Genomic DNA, 13,673 nt, shown 5'->3' with positions numbered 1-13,673 from the left:
CGAACTTGGGATACATCGTGTTGGCCTCGTAGTGCTCGCCGGAGATGGCGGCCCGCAGGTTCGCCGCGTCGTTCCCGACCAGACCGGCCATCGCCGCGCTCTCGGCGAAGTGCTCGTCCCGCTCGGTCGCGGCCGTCCGCTCGAACAGGTCGGCCACCGACCCCAGCCCCTCCCGCCGGGCCTGGTCGGCGTACAGCCGGTACGAGACGTTCGCGAAAGCCTCGCCCCGCATGGCCTTCGCCAGATCGGCGCGTGTCTGGGGGCTCGGCGTACGGGTGACCACAGCAGCGCTCGCGCTGCCCGTTGCGGCCGCGGCGAAGGCCCCGTAAAGCGGGACACTCAGTGCGGCGGCCACCGTACTGCCCAGCAGGAACCGCGTCGGCAGGCTCGTCATGGTGCCTCCTCGCAATGCCACGCCCGGCCTCATGACCTGGGGCGTCTTCCTCCGCTCTGTCACCTCCCAACCTGACCTCGGTGATACGCAAGGGATAGAAGTCACAGCTCCCGACCATGGGGGCGAAAGGGCCCGGCCTCAGATGACTTTCGTCCACTCCCGCGGCGCCCGGTCGCCCGCCAGAGAGCCACGCCTGGTCACTACCGTGGGGAGTGGACCACTCAGCGTGGGAGACGGCATGGTCGGCGAGCGAGACACGCAGGGGATGCTCGACCGTGACGCCTGCCTTTCGCTGCTGCGTTCCGTGGACATCGGGCGCGTCGCGTGGGCGACCGACGACGGGGACGTCACCGTTGTACCGGTGAACTTCGCCCTTGCCGGTGAGGACATCGTTTTCAGCACCGCCACCGGAGGAAAGCTGGACGCCGTGCGCAGCGGCCGGTCGATCTCGTTCGAAGCCGACGATCTTGAGCCGGCGCTGCGCTCCGGATGGAGCGTGCTGGTGGTCGGCCATGCTGAGCTCGCGGCGGAGACGGATCCGGCCGCCGGGCAGCGGTCGATGCCTTGGGACCGGCGTCCCAAGCCGTACGTGATCCGCCTCCATCTCGAACGCGTGAGCGGATACCGGCTTCCGCTGCACGGCGGAGGCGTCTCGATCGAACAGGGATTTCTTTAGCGGCGAGTTTCGCGGCTGAGTGCCGTGATGCGGTCGGCGACCTCGGATACGGCCCGGACGACCGGCGGGCTCAGGCCGGGTCCGAAGCCGAAATCGGTGCCCTCGATGAGGTAGATCCGCATCGTGGCGGGCATCCGGCCGAGGGCCTCCCCCAGCCGTGTCGCGACGCCGAGGCCCAGAGCGTGGCTGCTCGTGTCCGACACGGCACCGCTCACGGCGTCGAGTTCGCGGACACGGCCGGGCTCGTCGGTGGACGGAACGGCGTCGACCACGACGGCGAGGTCCGCCCCGGCCCACAGATCGAGGAGGCGGCTCGGCTCTCCGTCGGAGACCGCGAGGGTCGCCCCCTCCAGCGGCCGGCTCCGCAGCTCGTCGACGACGGCCGGACCGGCGCCGTCGTCGCGGCGGAGTTCGTTGCCGACTCCGATGACGATCACGAGCGCTCCACGGTCAGGTCGAGGAAGTGCGTCGCGCAGGAGATGCAGGGGTCGTAGTTGCGGATCGCCCGTTCGCACACCGCGGTCAGCGCATCGTCGTCCAGTTCGAGGCGCGCCTGGACCACGGCGCGCATGTCGTCTTCGATCGCCGCCTGGTTCTGTGAGGTCGGCGGGACGATGCGCGCCGAGCCGATCACGCCGGCGGGGTCGAGTTCGTAGCGGTGGAACAGCACGCCTCGCGGAGCCTCCGTCGCCCCGTGCCCGATGCCCGCGCGCGGTGGTACGGCGACGAACGGTCCGGGCGGCGGCCGGTACGCCTCGATGAGCCGTAGCGCCTCCTCGACCGCGTAGACGACCTCGACGGCGCGTACGACGATGCTCTGGAACGGATTGCGGCACACCTGTCCGAGGCCCGCCGTGCGTGCGGCGTCACGGGCGAGCGGCGACAGCCTGTCTCGGTTGAGCGCGTAACGCGCCAGCGGGCCGGTCAGGTAACGACCGCCTCCGGCGAGGCGGGCGTGCAGGGCCGTCGAGTGGGGCACCTGTTCCTCGATGATGTGGTCTTCGAAGTCGGCGACCTCGAACGTTCGCCCGCCGGTGGTGCGCGGGACACCGCCTTCGATCGGGTAGACGTCGGCGGTCAGGGCGAGGAACTCATGCTCGAGCCGGTCTTCGGGCATGGCGAAGCCGGCCACCCACTCGACCGTGGCGAGGGCGTGGTCGAGGGCACGGCGCAGGGGCTCGGTCAGCGCGGTGAGTTCGGCTCGGGTGGGCGCGCGGTAGAAGCCGCCGACCCGGACGTTGATCGGATGGATGGGCCGGCCGCCGATCAGCTCCATGATCGTGTTTCCGGCCTTCTTCAGGGCCAGACCGCGTTCGAGGACCTGCCGGTGGTCCCGTGCCATCTCCACGGCGCCGGGGTAACCGAGGAAGTCCGGGGCGTGGAGCAGGTAGATGTGCAGGGTGTGGCTCTCGATCCACTCACCGCAGTACAGCAGGCGCCGCAGTGCCTCCAGGGGTTCGCTCACGGTGACGCCGCAGGCGGCCTCGATGGCCCGGCACGCGCTCATCTGGTACGCGACCGGGCAGATTCCGCAGATCCGGGCGGTGATGTCGGGCGGTTCGGTGTGGGCGCGGCCGCGCAGGAAGGCCTCGAAGAACCGGGGCGGCTCGTAGATGTCGAGCCGGACCTCCTCGACCCGGCCGTCACGAGCCCGTACGTACATCGCGCCCTGTCCCTCGACCCGGGCCAGGGCGCCCACCCGTAAGGTGCGCTCACGGTGGGTCATCGGTCTGCTCCTCGAACGCGGCGACGTTGAAGGTGGAGAACACCCGGTCCACCTCTGGGCGTGACATGCCGATATTGCCCAGCCACGTCTTCAACGAACCCATGTTCGGCCTGGTCGCGGGGCCGAAGCAGCCATAGCAGCCGCGCCCGTACGCCGGGCAGATGGCGCCGCAGCCGGTGTGGGTCACCGGGCCGAGGCACGGCGTGCCGTGGGCGACCATCACGCAGACGGTGCCACGCATCTTGCACTCGAAGCAGACCGGGTGGGAGGGGATACCGGGCTTGCGGCCGGCGAGGTAGGCCGAGATCACCTCCAGCAGCTGACTTCGATCGATGGGGCAGCCGCGCAGCTCGAAGTCGACCGGGACGTGCGCGGAGATCGGCGTGGAGCCGGCAAGAGTGGCGACGTACTCCGGCTTGGCGTAGACGACCGAGCGGTACTCCTCGGTGTCGGCGTAGTTTCGCAGCGCCTGGATGCCACCCGCGGTGGCGCACGCTCCGATCGTCACCAGTCTCCGGGACACGCGCCGGACGTGCTTGATGCGTTCGGCGTCGGCGGGCGTGGAGATCGATCCTTCCACCAGCGACACGTCGTACGGTCCGGGCGCGGTCATGGCGGAGGCCTCCAGGAAGTGGGAGATCTCCACTTCGCCGGCGAGCGTCAGCAGCTCGTCCTCGCAGTCGAGGAGGCTGAGCTGGCAGCCGTCGCACGAGGCGAACTTCCACACGGCGAGCTTCGGAGACACCGCCGGCTCCTTTCTAGAGTTCCTTCACTCCCAGCAGCGGCGCGGCGTCGCCATAGGACACGACCGGGCCGTCGCGGCAGAGCAGCCACGGGCCGAGCTGGCAGTGCCCGCACCAGCCGATTCCACAGCGCATGTTGCGCTCCAGGGAGATCCGGATGTCATCGATCCCCCGGGCGAGGAGCTCGCGTGCGGTGAGGCGCATCATGATCTCCGGTCCGCAGACGAACGCCACGGCGTTCGCCGGCGCGGCGTCAAGCCGGCCGACGAGCGTGGTGATCAGGCCGACGTGCCCGTCCCAGCCCGAGTACGCCCGGTCGACGGTCACCTCGACCCGGACCCCTCGCCTGCGCCAGTCCGCGATCTCGGCGGCGTACAGCAGGTCCCCGGGCGTACGGGCACCGATGAGGAGCGCGATGTCGCCGTAGGAGTCACGGTGCTCCAAGGCGTACAGCAGCGCGGATCGCAGCGGGGCCAGCCCGATGCCGCCTGCGGCGAAGACGACGTCGCGGCCGGCGGCCTCCTCGACGCCCCAGCCGACCCCGAGGGGACCGCGGACGCCGACCATCTGTCCAGGCCCGGCCTCGTGCAGGGCGTGGCTGACCGCGCCAACGTCGCGGATGGTCTGTTCGAGGAGCGGCCCGGTGCGGCTGACCGAGATGGGCGCCTCCCCGACGCCGAAGGCGTACAGCATGGTGAACTGCCCGGGCCGGACCGGCGCGATCGCCGCGCCGCACGGTTCGAGGGTGAGAGTCGCCACATCGTGGGTCTCCACCCGCCGGGACATCACCCGGTACGGCGTCGGCGCCATCGCGGTCACCAGGCGCCTCCGGCCGGCGCGCCGTACAGGTCGAGGAGACGCATGCGGGTGTTCTGCAGCCGGTCGAGCATGACCGCGGCGAACCGGCGGGTCAGCTCGTACCCGAGCGCGGGATCGGCGGCGCACCGGACCCGTACCGCCGCGGCGTCGAACGCGATGGCGTTGACCGGCTCCGCCGCGACGGCCCCGAACCTCCATTCGTAGGGCGGGAACAGCCACGACCAGCCCAGCACCGACCCGGGTCCGAGCGACTCGATGATCAAGTCGCCGCGGGCGGGCGCATGGAGATCGAGCACGACGCGACCGGACCGGATCAGCCAGAACCGGTCCGCCGGACCGCCCTCGTCGAACAGACGGTGACCGGCACGTAGGCACTCGGTGCGGGCCACGGCCGCCAGCCCGTCCAGGTAGTGGGCCGGCATGCCCCGGAAGAATCCGTTGGCGGCGAGAAGAGATCCGGACGGACGTTCAGCCACCCTGTGTCTCCCGCCCGACGGGACACCACATGATGCAGCGGCTACATCCGGCACAGTCGGAGGAGCGTTTCGCGTGCTCGCCCGCACGCAGAGCGCGATGCGGATCGGCGAGTCCGTCCAGCATCCACGGCATAGCCATCCCCCCTGCTCAGCGTGACCGGTGCGGCGCGGTTCCCGAACGGGGCGAAGGTCCTATGGCCAGAGGCCGTTCGACACTCACGACCGGGCCGCGACGGGAGGGAGTGTTGCGAATGGGGGAGGTCATTGATGCGGATCATCATCCCGGGACCCAGGTATGTGGCCGTCGGCTACGACGGCTCACCGAACTCCACGGTGGCACTGCGACGGGCGGCGGCGGAGGCACGCCGCCGGCACGCGCGGCTCGACGTCGTCCGCGTTATTCCTCGGCCGGGCGGGCTCCGGCACACTCCGGCGTCCTGGCTACGGTTGCGCAGGGAGGTCGCGCGACTCCTTCCGCGCGTTCAGCACGTCTCCACCCGGTTGCGGATCGCCCGAGGTGACACGAGCACGGAGCTGTGCCGCATCGCGGAACATGCCGAACTGCTGGTCATCCGGGCACGGGTGAACTCCCGGCACGGCCGGCCGCTCGGCGGCACGACCGTGCCCGCGGTCCTGTCCGGCGCTCCCTGCGAGGTCGTCGTCTGTGAGAACGAGCCCGCCGATGACGACTAGGGACCGGCCGTCCGCCCCGGTCGGAAACATGGTCGTCGTGGGAACGGACGGGTCAGACCGCGGTATGTGCGCGGTCGAGTGGGCCGCCGACGAGGCGGCACGCCGTGACTTCACCGTGCACATCGTCCACACCGTTCCCTGGCTGTACGGCACGCCGATCGACCCTGGGTCCGGGGTAGTGCCCGGCGATGTGATCATGCGGGGCCGGGCCGCGCTGGAGACCGCCGTCTCCGCCGCCCGCGAACGTGCTCCCGGCCTGCTCGTGGAGAGCGAGCTCGAGGCCGGCTCGCCCGCTCGGGTCCTGTTGGAGCGGGCGCGTACCGCCGCTCTTGTCGTGGTCGGCTCGCACGGGACCGGCCTGGCCGCCCGGCTGGCGATCGGCTCCACGGCTCTGCAGGTCGTCACGCACGCGCCGGTACCCGCCGTGGTCGTACGCGAGGTGGAGGACGTCTCGTGGCAGGAGATCACCCTGGGGGTCGACGGGAGTGAGACGGAGGGACCGGCCATCCGCTTCGCGTTCGAGGAGGCGGCCCTGCGGAAGGCGCGCCTCCACGCGATCCATGCCTGGCCGCATCCCGGCTCGGCGGGGCCGGGCGACATGCGGCCGCTGGTCTACGACCCCGCGGTCCTCGGCGAGGAGAAGGGCCGTGAGCTGGGCGAGTTCCTGGCGGCCTGGCGGGCCGAGTTCCCGGACGTGGAGGTGTGCGGTGAGGCGGTGCACGGCCGCCCGGCGCGGATCCTGGCGGGTGCCTCGGCGCGTTCGGACCTCCTCGTGGTCGGCTCACGCGGGCGCGGGGGCTTCCCCGGTCTGCTGCTCGGCTCGGTGAGCCACGCGGTGCTGTACTCCGCGAACTGCCCCGTGGCCGTGGTGCGCTCCGCCTCCCGGCAGGAGGAACCGTGAACATCACCGACGCGGATACCGCGTACTTCCTCGTCGACGCCGCGGCGTGGGCGCCGTCGGTGCACAACACCCAGCCCTGGTGGTTCGGCACGCGAGGCTCGACGGTGACCCTGCACGCCGATCCCGACCGGCGGCTGAACGTGGCCGACCCCGACGGCCGGGAGATGCTGATCAGCTGCGGCGCCGCGCTGTGCACCCTGCGCCTCGCGGTCCGCCGCCTCGGCCACGATCCGCAGGTGCAAACGGCCTCCGACCCCGAACGCCCCGGACTGATCGCCGACGTGAGCCTGGGCCCGGCCCGGCCGTGCGAGGAGGACGAGAACCGGATGTACGACCAGATCCGGCGCCGCCGCACCCACCGCGGCGGCTTCCGTCCCGAAGGCCTGCCGGCCGGCCTGTTGCAGGCGCTGCGTACCTGCGCCCTCGACGAGAACGCCACCCTCCGCGTCGTCGCGGACCCGAGGGCGCGCATCGCGCTCGGTGCCCTCACCGAGGTCGCCGAGCAGATGCTGCGCCAGAACCCGGACTACTGCCTCGAAATGGCCCGCTGGGCGCCGCGCCCGGGCAGCCGCCGGCGAGACGGTGTACACGAAGACGCCTACCCGCGTGACCCCGCACGCACCGACCCTCATTTCGCCCAGCGCGACTTCGCCCGCGGCCGCGGCTGGGGCCTCACCGAAGACGAACGACATGGCGCGCCAGGTTTGGTGGCTCTCCTGACGACGAGAACCGACGAACGCGCCGCGTGGCTCCAGGCCGGACAGGCGCTACAACACGTACTGCTGCGCGCCGCCGAGAACGACGTCTCCGCCGCCTTCCACACCCAGGCACTGGAGATCCCGGAGCTACGCGACTTCATCCGCACGCACTTCTGCGACGGCGGACACCCACAGACGATCATGCGCCTGGGCATCGCCGAGGGGGAGAGCCGGAGCGTACGGCGTCCTCCCGAGGAGCTCCTTCGGCCCGAGCCGTGAACCGGTCGGTTCACCGATGGACGTAGGGGCCGCCGCAGCGTGTGAGACACCGGGGGCGTCGGGACAGAAGTCCCCCCAGCCGCAGGAAGGCCGCCTCTACACCGCGCGCCGGCCATCGGGCGGAATGGGAGGTGCAGGCGAGCTGAGGAGGAGACGATGAGTGTGCCGGCCCGCAGAGAGGCGAGGGGGATGTTCCCTGACCTGTTCGACCTGTTCGAGATGCCGCTCACAGCGCTGCGGCCGTTCACCGGCCAGACCGGTCAGGTCATCCGGGTGGAGGACGCCGTCGAGGACGACCGGTACGTCGTCCGAGCCGAGATGCCCGGCATCGATCCGGAGAAGGACCTGGAGATCAGTGTGTCCCGCGACGTGTTGACGCTTCACGCCGAACGCCATGAGTCGCGGGAGGGACGCCGCCACTCCGAGTTCCGGTACGGCTCTTATGAGCGGCACATCCGGCTGCCGGACAACATCAAGGAAGACGAGATCAAGGCCACCTACGACAAGGGCATCGTGACCATCACGATGCCGTTCGCGGAGCAGAAGGAGACCACCCGGCGCGTGCCCATCGAAAGCTGACTCCCGGCGGGGCGCGAACGTCCGTTCCGGTCCACGACGGCGTTCGTGACCCCGGTGTCGGGAGACGGACCGAAGGTCCTTTGCGGGAATGACCTCGGCCCGCTGCCTGTGCACAGCTGCCGTCCGATGCTGGGAGACATGGCGGATCCTGTGGCTCCGGAGGGGGTCTACGCGCTGCTCACGGACGGCACGGCGGTGGCGATCCGCGAGGTGCGCTCGACCGACCTCGACGCCGTTCACAACCTCCATCGCGACATGTCACCGGATAACCTCTACCTCCGGTTCTTCGGAATCAGCCCACGGATCGCCGACGAGGTGGCGGCGCGCCTGTGCCGGGAACCCGACCCCGATCACGCGGTGCTCGGCGCCTGGCTCGCCGGCGAACTCATCGGCGTGGCCGAGTACGACCGCACCGCGCAGCCCGGCGAAGCCGAGATCGCGCTCGCCGTCGCTGACCGGATGCACAATCGCGGGGTGGGCACCCTGCTGTTGGAGCATCTCGTGTCGCTGGCCCGCTCGCGGGGTCTCGTCGCGTTCCGCGCCGAGACCCTCCCTCGGAACGTCCCGATGCTGAAGGTGTTCGCCTGCGCCGGCCTACCGGTCGACCGTCGCACCGCGAACGGGGTCATCGAGGTGACGATCCCCCTCACCGGGAACGGGACCTACCTTGATGCCGTCGCCGAACGCGAACGGCACGCCGACATCGAAAGCCTGCGTCACCTGCTGCGCCCGGCCTCCGTGGCGGTCGTGGGAGCCGGACGCCGGACCGGATCCGCCGGCGGCGCGATTCTTCGCAACCTTCTCGCCGGCGGTTTCGGCGGACCGGTCTACGCGGTCAACCCGAGGGCAGGGAAGGAACTGGCAGGTGCCGCGTGCTTTCCCTCGGTGTCCGCGCTGCCCGAGAGCCCCGACCTCGCGGTGATCGCGGTGCCACCGGAGGCGGTCGCCGACGTCGCCGAAGAATGCGGGCGCCGCGGTGTGCGCTCGCTCGTAGTAATCACCTCTGGCGTTCACGGGCGCGCGTTGCCCGCGATCTGCCACCGGTACGGGATGCGGCTGGTGGGACCCAACTGCTTCGGCATCGCCAACACCGCCGTACGGCTCGAGGCGACGTTCGCCGCGCGGGCAGCCCGCGCGGGCGGCGCCGGGGTTGTCGTCCAGTCGGGCGGCATCGGCATCGCCCTGCGCGACCACCTGTCGCGCCTGGACATCGGCGTATCGACCTTCGTCTCGACCGGCGACAAGTACGACGTCAGCAGCAACGACCTGCTGCTGTGGTGGGAGTCAGACCCCGCCACCCGGCTGGGCGTCCTGTACCTGGAATCCTTCGGCAACCCGCGCAAGTTCTCCCGGACCGCCCGGCGCCTCGGACGCCGGATGCCGCTGCTCACTGTCGTCGCGGGACGCTCCGCCGCCGGGCATCGGGCGGCCGCCTCCCACACCGCCGCGGCGGCCACCCCCGCCGTCACGCAGGAGGCGCTGTTCCAGCAGGCCGGCGTCATCGCCGCCTCAGGCCTCGGCGAACTCCTGGACACCGCCACGCTGCTCGCCCACCAGCCGCTGCCGGCCGGCCCCCGCGTCGCGGTCGTCTCGAACGCGGGCGGCGCCGGAGTCCTGGCCGCCGACGCCTGCGCCGACGCGGGACTGACCGCCGCGGCCCTCGGCGACGCGACCGTACGGGAGCTGACGCGCCTGCTCCCACCGGGAGCCGCCTGCGCCGGACCGGTCGACACCACCGCGGCCATCGATCCCGGACGGTTCACACGCTGCCTGGACATCGTCGCCGCCGACCCGCACGTGGACGCGGTGATCGCCATTGTGGTGCCCACGGCGGTCTCCGACCTCGCCTCCGCGATCACCACCGGGTGCGCCACGCGTCCCCTGGCGGCCGTCGTCCTCGGCCAGCACGAGACCGTGTGCGCCCGGCCGGGGCCCGGCGGGCGTCGCGTCCCGTCCTACGCCTTCCCCGAACACGCCGCGCGTGCCATCGCCCGCGCCTGGTCCTACAGCCGATGGCTCGCCCGTCCCCAGGGACGCGAGCCCGGCCTGACGGACGTCGCGGCGGCTCCGGTGGCCCGGATTATCCAGGATGCGCTCGCCGAATCACCGGAGGGCGACTGGCTCTCACCGGCCGCGTGCATGGACGTGCTGACCGCCTACGGCGTACCGGTCATCGACTGGCGCTGGGCCGCCTCGGCCGACGAGGCCGTACGCGCCGCAGCCGAACTCGGCGGCCACGTCGCGCTCAAGGCCCACGTTCCCGGACTCGTGCACAAGAGCGATGCGGGCGCCGTCGAGCTGGACCTGCGCGGCGAACAGGACGTACGGCAGGCCTACGCGCGGTTCGCGCACCTGTTCGACGACCGGCTCTGCGGCGTGCTCGTCCAGCGGATGGCCCGCACGGGCGTGGAGGTCCTGTGCGGCGTCGTCCAGGAACCCCTGTTCGGCCCGCTCATCGTCTTCGGCCTCGGCGGCGTGACCACCGACGTACTCGGGGACCGCTCCGCGCGACTTACCCCGCTGACCGACCTGGACGCCACCGAGCTGATCCGCTCGATCCGCGCAGCGCCGCTTCTCCTCGGCCACCGCGGCGCCCCCGCCGTCGACACGGCGGCGCTGGAAGACGCTTTGCTGCGTCTGTCGCGTCTCGCCGACGATCACGCGGAAATCGCAGAGGTCGACATCAACCCGCTCATCGCCCGCCCAGACGGCGTCACCGCCGTCGACGCCCGGATTCGCGTCCTGCCACACCGCCGTTGGGATCCGCACCTGCGGCGTCTCCGTTGACTTCCCCGCGGCGCGCACTGGCCGGGACACCGCGGCGATCCTCCTCGGTCACGCCGCGCCATTCCTGCCCTCTGCCGAACTCGCGCCCGAGGCGGTCTCCGGACCTGCCAGATTACCGGTCGGGCTCGTTACGCGGGAAACGCCGAAGCCGAAGATGGCGCCTCTCACGTTGTAGCTTCGACGATCACGAGATCTCTGACCCTCGCTCGCAGTTCGCCGAGGCGTGCGGCGTCGGCGTACAGGCTGTCCACGAGTCCCCGGCCATGCCTGACGTCGGGGCTGCTGGCGGTCGGAGAGGCGCCGCCGGGCGCGAGGGCGGCGGCGCGGGGGACACGCGCCTATGCGCAGGTGATGGTGTGGTCCTTGTGCGCTTGGCAGGTCATGTTTCTGCTCGTTGTTGCCTTGTCGATCTGTCGCGGTCCTGAGGTCTCTACGTCGGTTGCAGTGATCTTGATTCTCTCTCCGGCGGTGATGGGAGCCGCGGGGGTCGTCTTGATCGCGGTGGTGAATTTCTCGTTCCCGCCGTTGCCTGCCTGCTGCACTGACCCGCTGCCGATGTCGGCACCGCCGTTTGCCGGGGCGACCGTCGTGGTCAGGTTCTCGGTGTGCCCGGGCCGGGTCGCGTTCACAGTCCCGCTAGCGAAGCAGATGTGTTGGTCGACAAGGCACTTGAGACCGTCGAGAGCCAGCCCGACGGCGGCGGACGCGGACGGCGCGGGAACGACCGATCCCGCGCTCAGGGTCAGCGCGGCGGCGATGGCGCCGATACGAAAGTGGAAGATCACAGACTGCCCCTTCATTGACTACTCTGAGTGATCGCCCCGAACAGTATCACTCTAAGTAACTAGTGTGATGGCGATCCGTAAGGCCCTGGCCGACGAGCGTTCGCCGCGATGGCTACGTCCGACGACGGCGGAGACATCGGCGACGAGGAGGAAGTTTCATGATTCCTGAAGTGCCCTCATTTCTGCTCAAACATGGTGGAGCGGAGAGAAAGACCGGGTCACAGGTGAAGGGGTGCAGCCGGACCGGCCAGTGAGCGCAGGAACTGCGAGGTCATTTCTTGCTTGGTACCCGCTGGACTCAACCTGCGGATATGATCGCGTACAGCCCGCGCATGGGTTCAGAGTGAAGGGCCGCATGAGGACCAGGATCAACGGGCAGGCCCGGCTGGTTCAGGCTACTGAGCAGATCACCGTGTTACCGGCCCTGACGAGGGGTAACTGATACTGCTGGCATCCAAAGGCTGTCCGCTCCGCAGCGCTGGTCGACGAATGAGGCGGGTCCGGTCGGGTCATCGGTAAGACCGATCAGGCCAACAGGGTCCGATGTGTGCTTCGTCTGGGCAACTCGGTCCCCTCTCGGCCCGGGCTCCTGGGCCGCGCACGGCGGATAGTGATCACATGTTGCTCGGTGGGCACCAACGCCAAACCGCCAGAACACGCGTCTGGCAACTCTTGATCAGCGCTTGAGCGATCCGGTATCTGGGGGTCGAGCCGAGTCTGGTTGTCAGCCCACTGGGCTAGCTCGAAGCGCGCTGCCGGTGTTTTCGCTGGAGGACGAGTAGCACCAGCAGGGCGGTGAGGATCAGTGCTCCGAGCACGATGAGCGCGATCGCCCAGAATGGGATGGTGTTGTCCGGGAGTGTCGTGTATGCGCCGTTGCCGGTATGGATGATCTTCTTTTGGGTCCGGGAGGGCAGGGTCACGGTGCCGGACCACAGGGCCGCGGGGCCGGTGCTCTCACGCAGCCGGACCTTGCACGGTATCGATTCGCCGCTCAGGCCCGGGGCGTTGATCGGGAGGACCGCGTTGGTGCCGGGCAGGACCGTTTGCATGATGACGTCGTAGGCGTGGGGTCTGTCGTGGACTCGGCAGGAGATGGTTCCCTTCGCCTTGACGAACGTCTGGCCGGGATTGTGTACCGGGATGAGCAGGCGGGGGGTGTGCCCGATCCATTCGGCTGAGACCGGTGCGACCGCCAGGGCGGTCTTCATCTGCGTGAGTGCGCCGACGGTGATCGCGACACCGGCGGTGACCTGCCTGACGATGTTCACTTTGGCTGATGCCTGCCCGTTCGAGCCGGCTGCGACCGCGCTGGATGGTGTGAGGGACTCGGCGGTTATGCCGGTGAGGTATTGCGCCGGCTGGGCATCGGCCGGAACGGCGATCCGGAACCGCAAGGCCCTGCGTTCACCGTGGGCCAGAGTGATGGCGGTGGGAAGCCCGGTCACCCAGCAACTGGCCCCGGTGCAACCGCCGGGCGTGTTCTGGTATGCGGAACCGGAATTGGCCGCGGTGACGCCCTGGGAGATGGTGATCTTCAGGCGCTGGGTCCGGGATCCGGTGTTGCTGATGATCGCGGTGTCCCGGGCCGTTTTTCCGGGCGGCACGGTCAGGTTGAAGTATGAGCGCGGCCGGCCGGTGGAGGTCGAGGTTGGTGTGAGGCCGAACGAGCCGCCCCCCACGCTGCCACCTGCACGCGCCGGGACGGCCGTGCCTGCGGCGGCGAGCGCGAGCGCGGCGATGCTCACGAGGCCGATGGCGGCATGCGGTACGCCCTGACGTCGGGCCGGTGATGCTGTCAAGCCGATGACCTCCGGTGGCGTTGACTGGGCCTCGTTGACCGGTCCCGGTCTGATGGGCACCGTCCGGTTGCAGGTGTGGGCGCTGGCCAGGACGCGCCTGCGTGTACGACGTGGTGGCGGACGGGATCGGTCGCGGTGTGCCGGGACATCAGTGTGGTTGGGCCGCCGGGCGGCCGGCCCGATCGTGCCGTGTGTGATCGCAAGGTCTGGTAACCGGCGGTCGCGGGTGCCGTGCGGGTGGGTATCGTGCTCGCGTGGGAGACGGCGCCGCCCGTTGCCGGGTGGCACCGTCCTCACGACCGCGAAGAGCCCACC

General features: G+C 70.3%; 14 protein-coding genes. 6 read left to right on the top strand and 8 right to left on the bottom strand.

Annotation, left to right across the window (positions count from 1 at the left end; translation table 11 throughout):
* Window positions 1-394, bottom strand: a 394-nt coding sequence (locus ABEA10_RS12845; protein WP_345462204.1) for a ferritin family protein, incomplete at its 3' end; no start/stop codon positions are given.
* 238 nt (window positions 395-632) lie between these two features.
* Here ABEA10_RS12845 and ABEA10_RS12840 point away from each other — a divergent pair.
* Complete coding sequence (locus ABEA10_RS12840) at window positions 633-1,070, top strand: pyridoxamine 5'-phosphate oxidase family protein (protein ID WP_345462201.1); 438 nt, start codon at window positions 633-635, stop codon at window positions 1,068-1,070.
* Here ABEA10_RS12840 and ABEA10_RS12835 read toward each other — a convergent pair.
* Genes ABEA10_RS12835 through ABEA10_RS12815 form a run of 5 tightly spaced genes read right to left on the bottom strand, consistent with a single transcriptional unit; the run spans window position 1,067 to window position 4,834 of the window.
* Window positions 1,067-1,507, bottom strand: coding sequence for a hydrogenase maturation protease (locus ABEA10_RS12835; RefSeq protein WP_345462199.1), 441 nt, complete (start codon window positions 1,505-1,507; stop codon window positions 1,067-1,069). The two genes, ABEA10_RS12840 and ABEA10_RS12835, sit on opposite strands and share 4 nt — an antisense overlap.
* Window positions 1,504-2,796: a Ni/Fe hydrogenase subunit alpha gene (locus tag ABEA10_RS12830; RefSeq protein WP_345462197.1), complete on the bottom strand. Its 1,293-nt coding sequence runs from the start codon at window positions 2,794-2,796 to the stop codon at window positions 1,504-1,506. The genes ABEA10_RS12835 and ABEA10_RS12830 overlap by 4 nt, the downstream gene beginning before the upstream one ends.
* Window positions 2,783-3,541: an NADH-quinone oxidoreductase subunit B family protein gene (locus ABEA10_RS12825; protein ID WP_329248997.1), complete on the bottom strand. Its 759-nt coding sequence runs from the start codon at window positions 3,539-3,541 to the stop codon at window positions 2,783-2,785. Before ABEA10_RS12825 ends, ABEA10_RS12830 begins: the two co-directional genes overlap by 14 nt.
* 13 nt (window positions 3,542-3,554) lie before the next feature.
* Entirely contained in the window at window positions 3,555-4,349 is a 795-nt protein-coding gene (locus ABEA10_RS12820) for an FAD/NAD(P)-binding protein (protein WP_345462230.1), read from the bottom strand.
* Between the two features lie 5 nt (window positions 4,350-4,354).
* Window positions 4,355-4,834 carry a cyclic nucleotide-binding domain-containing protein gene (locus ABEA10_RS12815; protein WP_345462192.1) on the bottom strand — a complete coding sequence of 160 codons (480 nt, stop codon included), beginning with the start codon at window positions 4,832-4,834 and terminating at the stop codon, window positions 4,355-4,357.
* Window positions 4,835-5,101: 267 nt separating this feature from the next.
* Between ABEA10_RS12815 and ABEA10_RS12810 the strand changes: the two genes are divergently transcribed.
* From ABEA10_RS12810 to ABEA10_RS12790, 5 genes are all read left to right on the top strand, one after another.
* Window positions 5,102-5,527: a universal stress protein gene (locus tag ABEA10_RS12810; RefSeq protein ID WP_345462189.1), complete on the top strand. Its 426-nt coding sequence runs from the start codon at window positions 5,102-5,104 to the stop codon at window positions 5,525-5,527.
* Complete coding sequence (locus tag ABEA10_RS12805; RefSeq protein WP_345462186.1) at window positions 5,517-6,428, top strand: universal stress protein; 912 nt, start codon at window positions 5,517-5,519, stop codon at window positions 6,426-6,428. Before ABEA10_RS12810 ends, ABEA10_RS12805 begins: the two co-directional genes overlap by 11 nt.
* On the top strand, window positions 6,425-7,405 hold the full coding sequence (locus ABEA10_RS12800; RefSeq protein ID WP_345462183.1) for an Acg family FMN-binding oxidoreductase: 981 nt from the start codon (window positions 6,425-6,427) through the stop codon (window positions 7,403-7,405). Before ABEA10_RS12805 ends, ABEA10_RS12800 begins: the two co-directional genes overlap by 4 nt.
* 156 nt (window positions 7,406-7,561) lie before the next feature.
* A complete protein-coding gene (locus tag ABEA10_RS12795) occupies window positions 7,562-7,984 on the top strand; it encodes an Hsp20/alpha crystallin family protein (RefSeq protein WP_345462181.1) in 423 nt (140 codons plus the stop codon).
* A gap of 138 nt (window positions 7,985-8,122) precedes the next feature.
* Entirely contained in the window at window positions 8,123-10,771 is a 2,649-nt protein-coding gene (locus ABEA10_RS12790) for a bifunctional acetate--CoA ligase family protein/GNAT family N-acetyltransferase (RefSeq protein ID WP_345462179.1), read from the top strand.
* Window positions 10,772-11,109: 338 nt separating this feature from the next.
* Here the strand turns inward: ABEA10_RS12790 and ABEA10_RS12785 are convergent, their stop codons facing one another.
* Window positions 11,110-11,556: a hypothetical protein gene (locus ABEA10_RS12785; RefSeq protein WP_345462176.1), complete on the bottom strand. Its 447-nt coding sequence runs from the start codon at window positions 11,554-11,556 to the stop codon at window positions 11,110-11,112.
* Between the two features lie 737 nt (window positions 11,557-12,293).
* Window positions 12,294-13,304: a WxL protein peptidoglycan domain-containing protein gene (locus ABEA10_RS12780; RefSeq protein WP_345462173.1), complete on the bottom strand. Its 1,011-nt coding sequence runs from the start codon at window positions 13,302-13,304 to the stop codon at window positions 12,294-12,296.
* Window positions 13,305-13,673 lie beyond the last annotated feature (369 nt).

The organism is Actinoallomurus oryzae (assembly GCF_039541955.1).
In the GTDB taxonomy this organism is placed as follows: Bacteria; Actinomycetota; Actinomycetes; order Streptosporangiales; family Streptosporangiaceae; genus Actinoallomurus; species Actinoallomurus oryzae.
This window is presented reverse-complemented; position numbering and strand designations above follow the sequence as displayed.

Coding starts and splice junctions, on each gene's coding strand:
- ABEA10_RS12830 (WP_345462197.1), bottom strand. CDS start 2,796: ATGACCCACCGTGAGCGCACCTTACGGGTGGGCGCCCTGGCCCGGGTC.
- ABEA10_RS12820 (WP_345462230.1), bottom strand. CDS start 4,349: ATGGCGCCGACGCCGTACCGGGTGATGTCCCGGCGGGTGGAGACCCAC.
- ABEA10_RS12790 (WP_345462179.1), top strand. CDS start 8,123: ATGGCGGATCCTGTGGCTCCGGAGGGGGTCTACGCGCTGCTCACGGAC.
- ABEA10_RS12840 (WP_345462201.1), top strand. CDS start 633: ATGGTCGGCGAGCGAGACACGCAGGGGATGCTCGACCGTGACGCCTGC.
- ABEA10_RS12805 (WP_345462186.1), top strand. CDS start 5,517: ATGACGACTAGGGACCGGCCGTCCGCCCCGGTCGGAAACATGGTCGTC.
- ABEA10_RS12810 (WP_345462189.1), top strand. CDS start 5,102: ATGCGGATCATCATCCCGGGACCCAGGTATGTGGCCGTCGGCTACGAC.
- ABEA10_RS12795 (WP_345462181.1), top strand. CDS start 7,562: ATGAGTGTGCCGGCCCGCAGAGAGGCGAGGGGGATGTTCCCTGACCTG.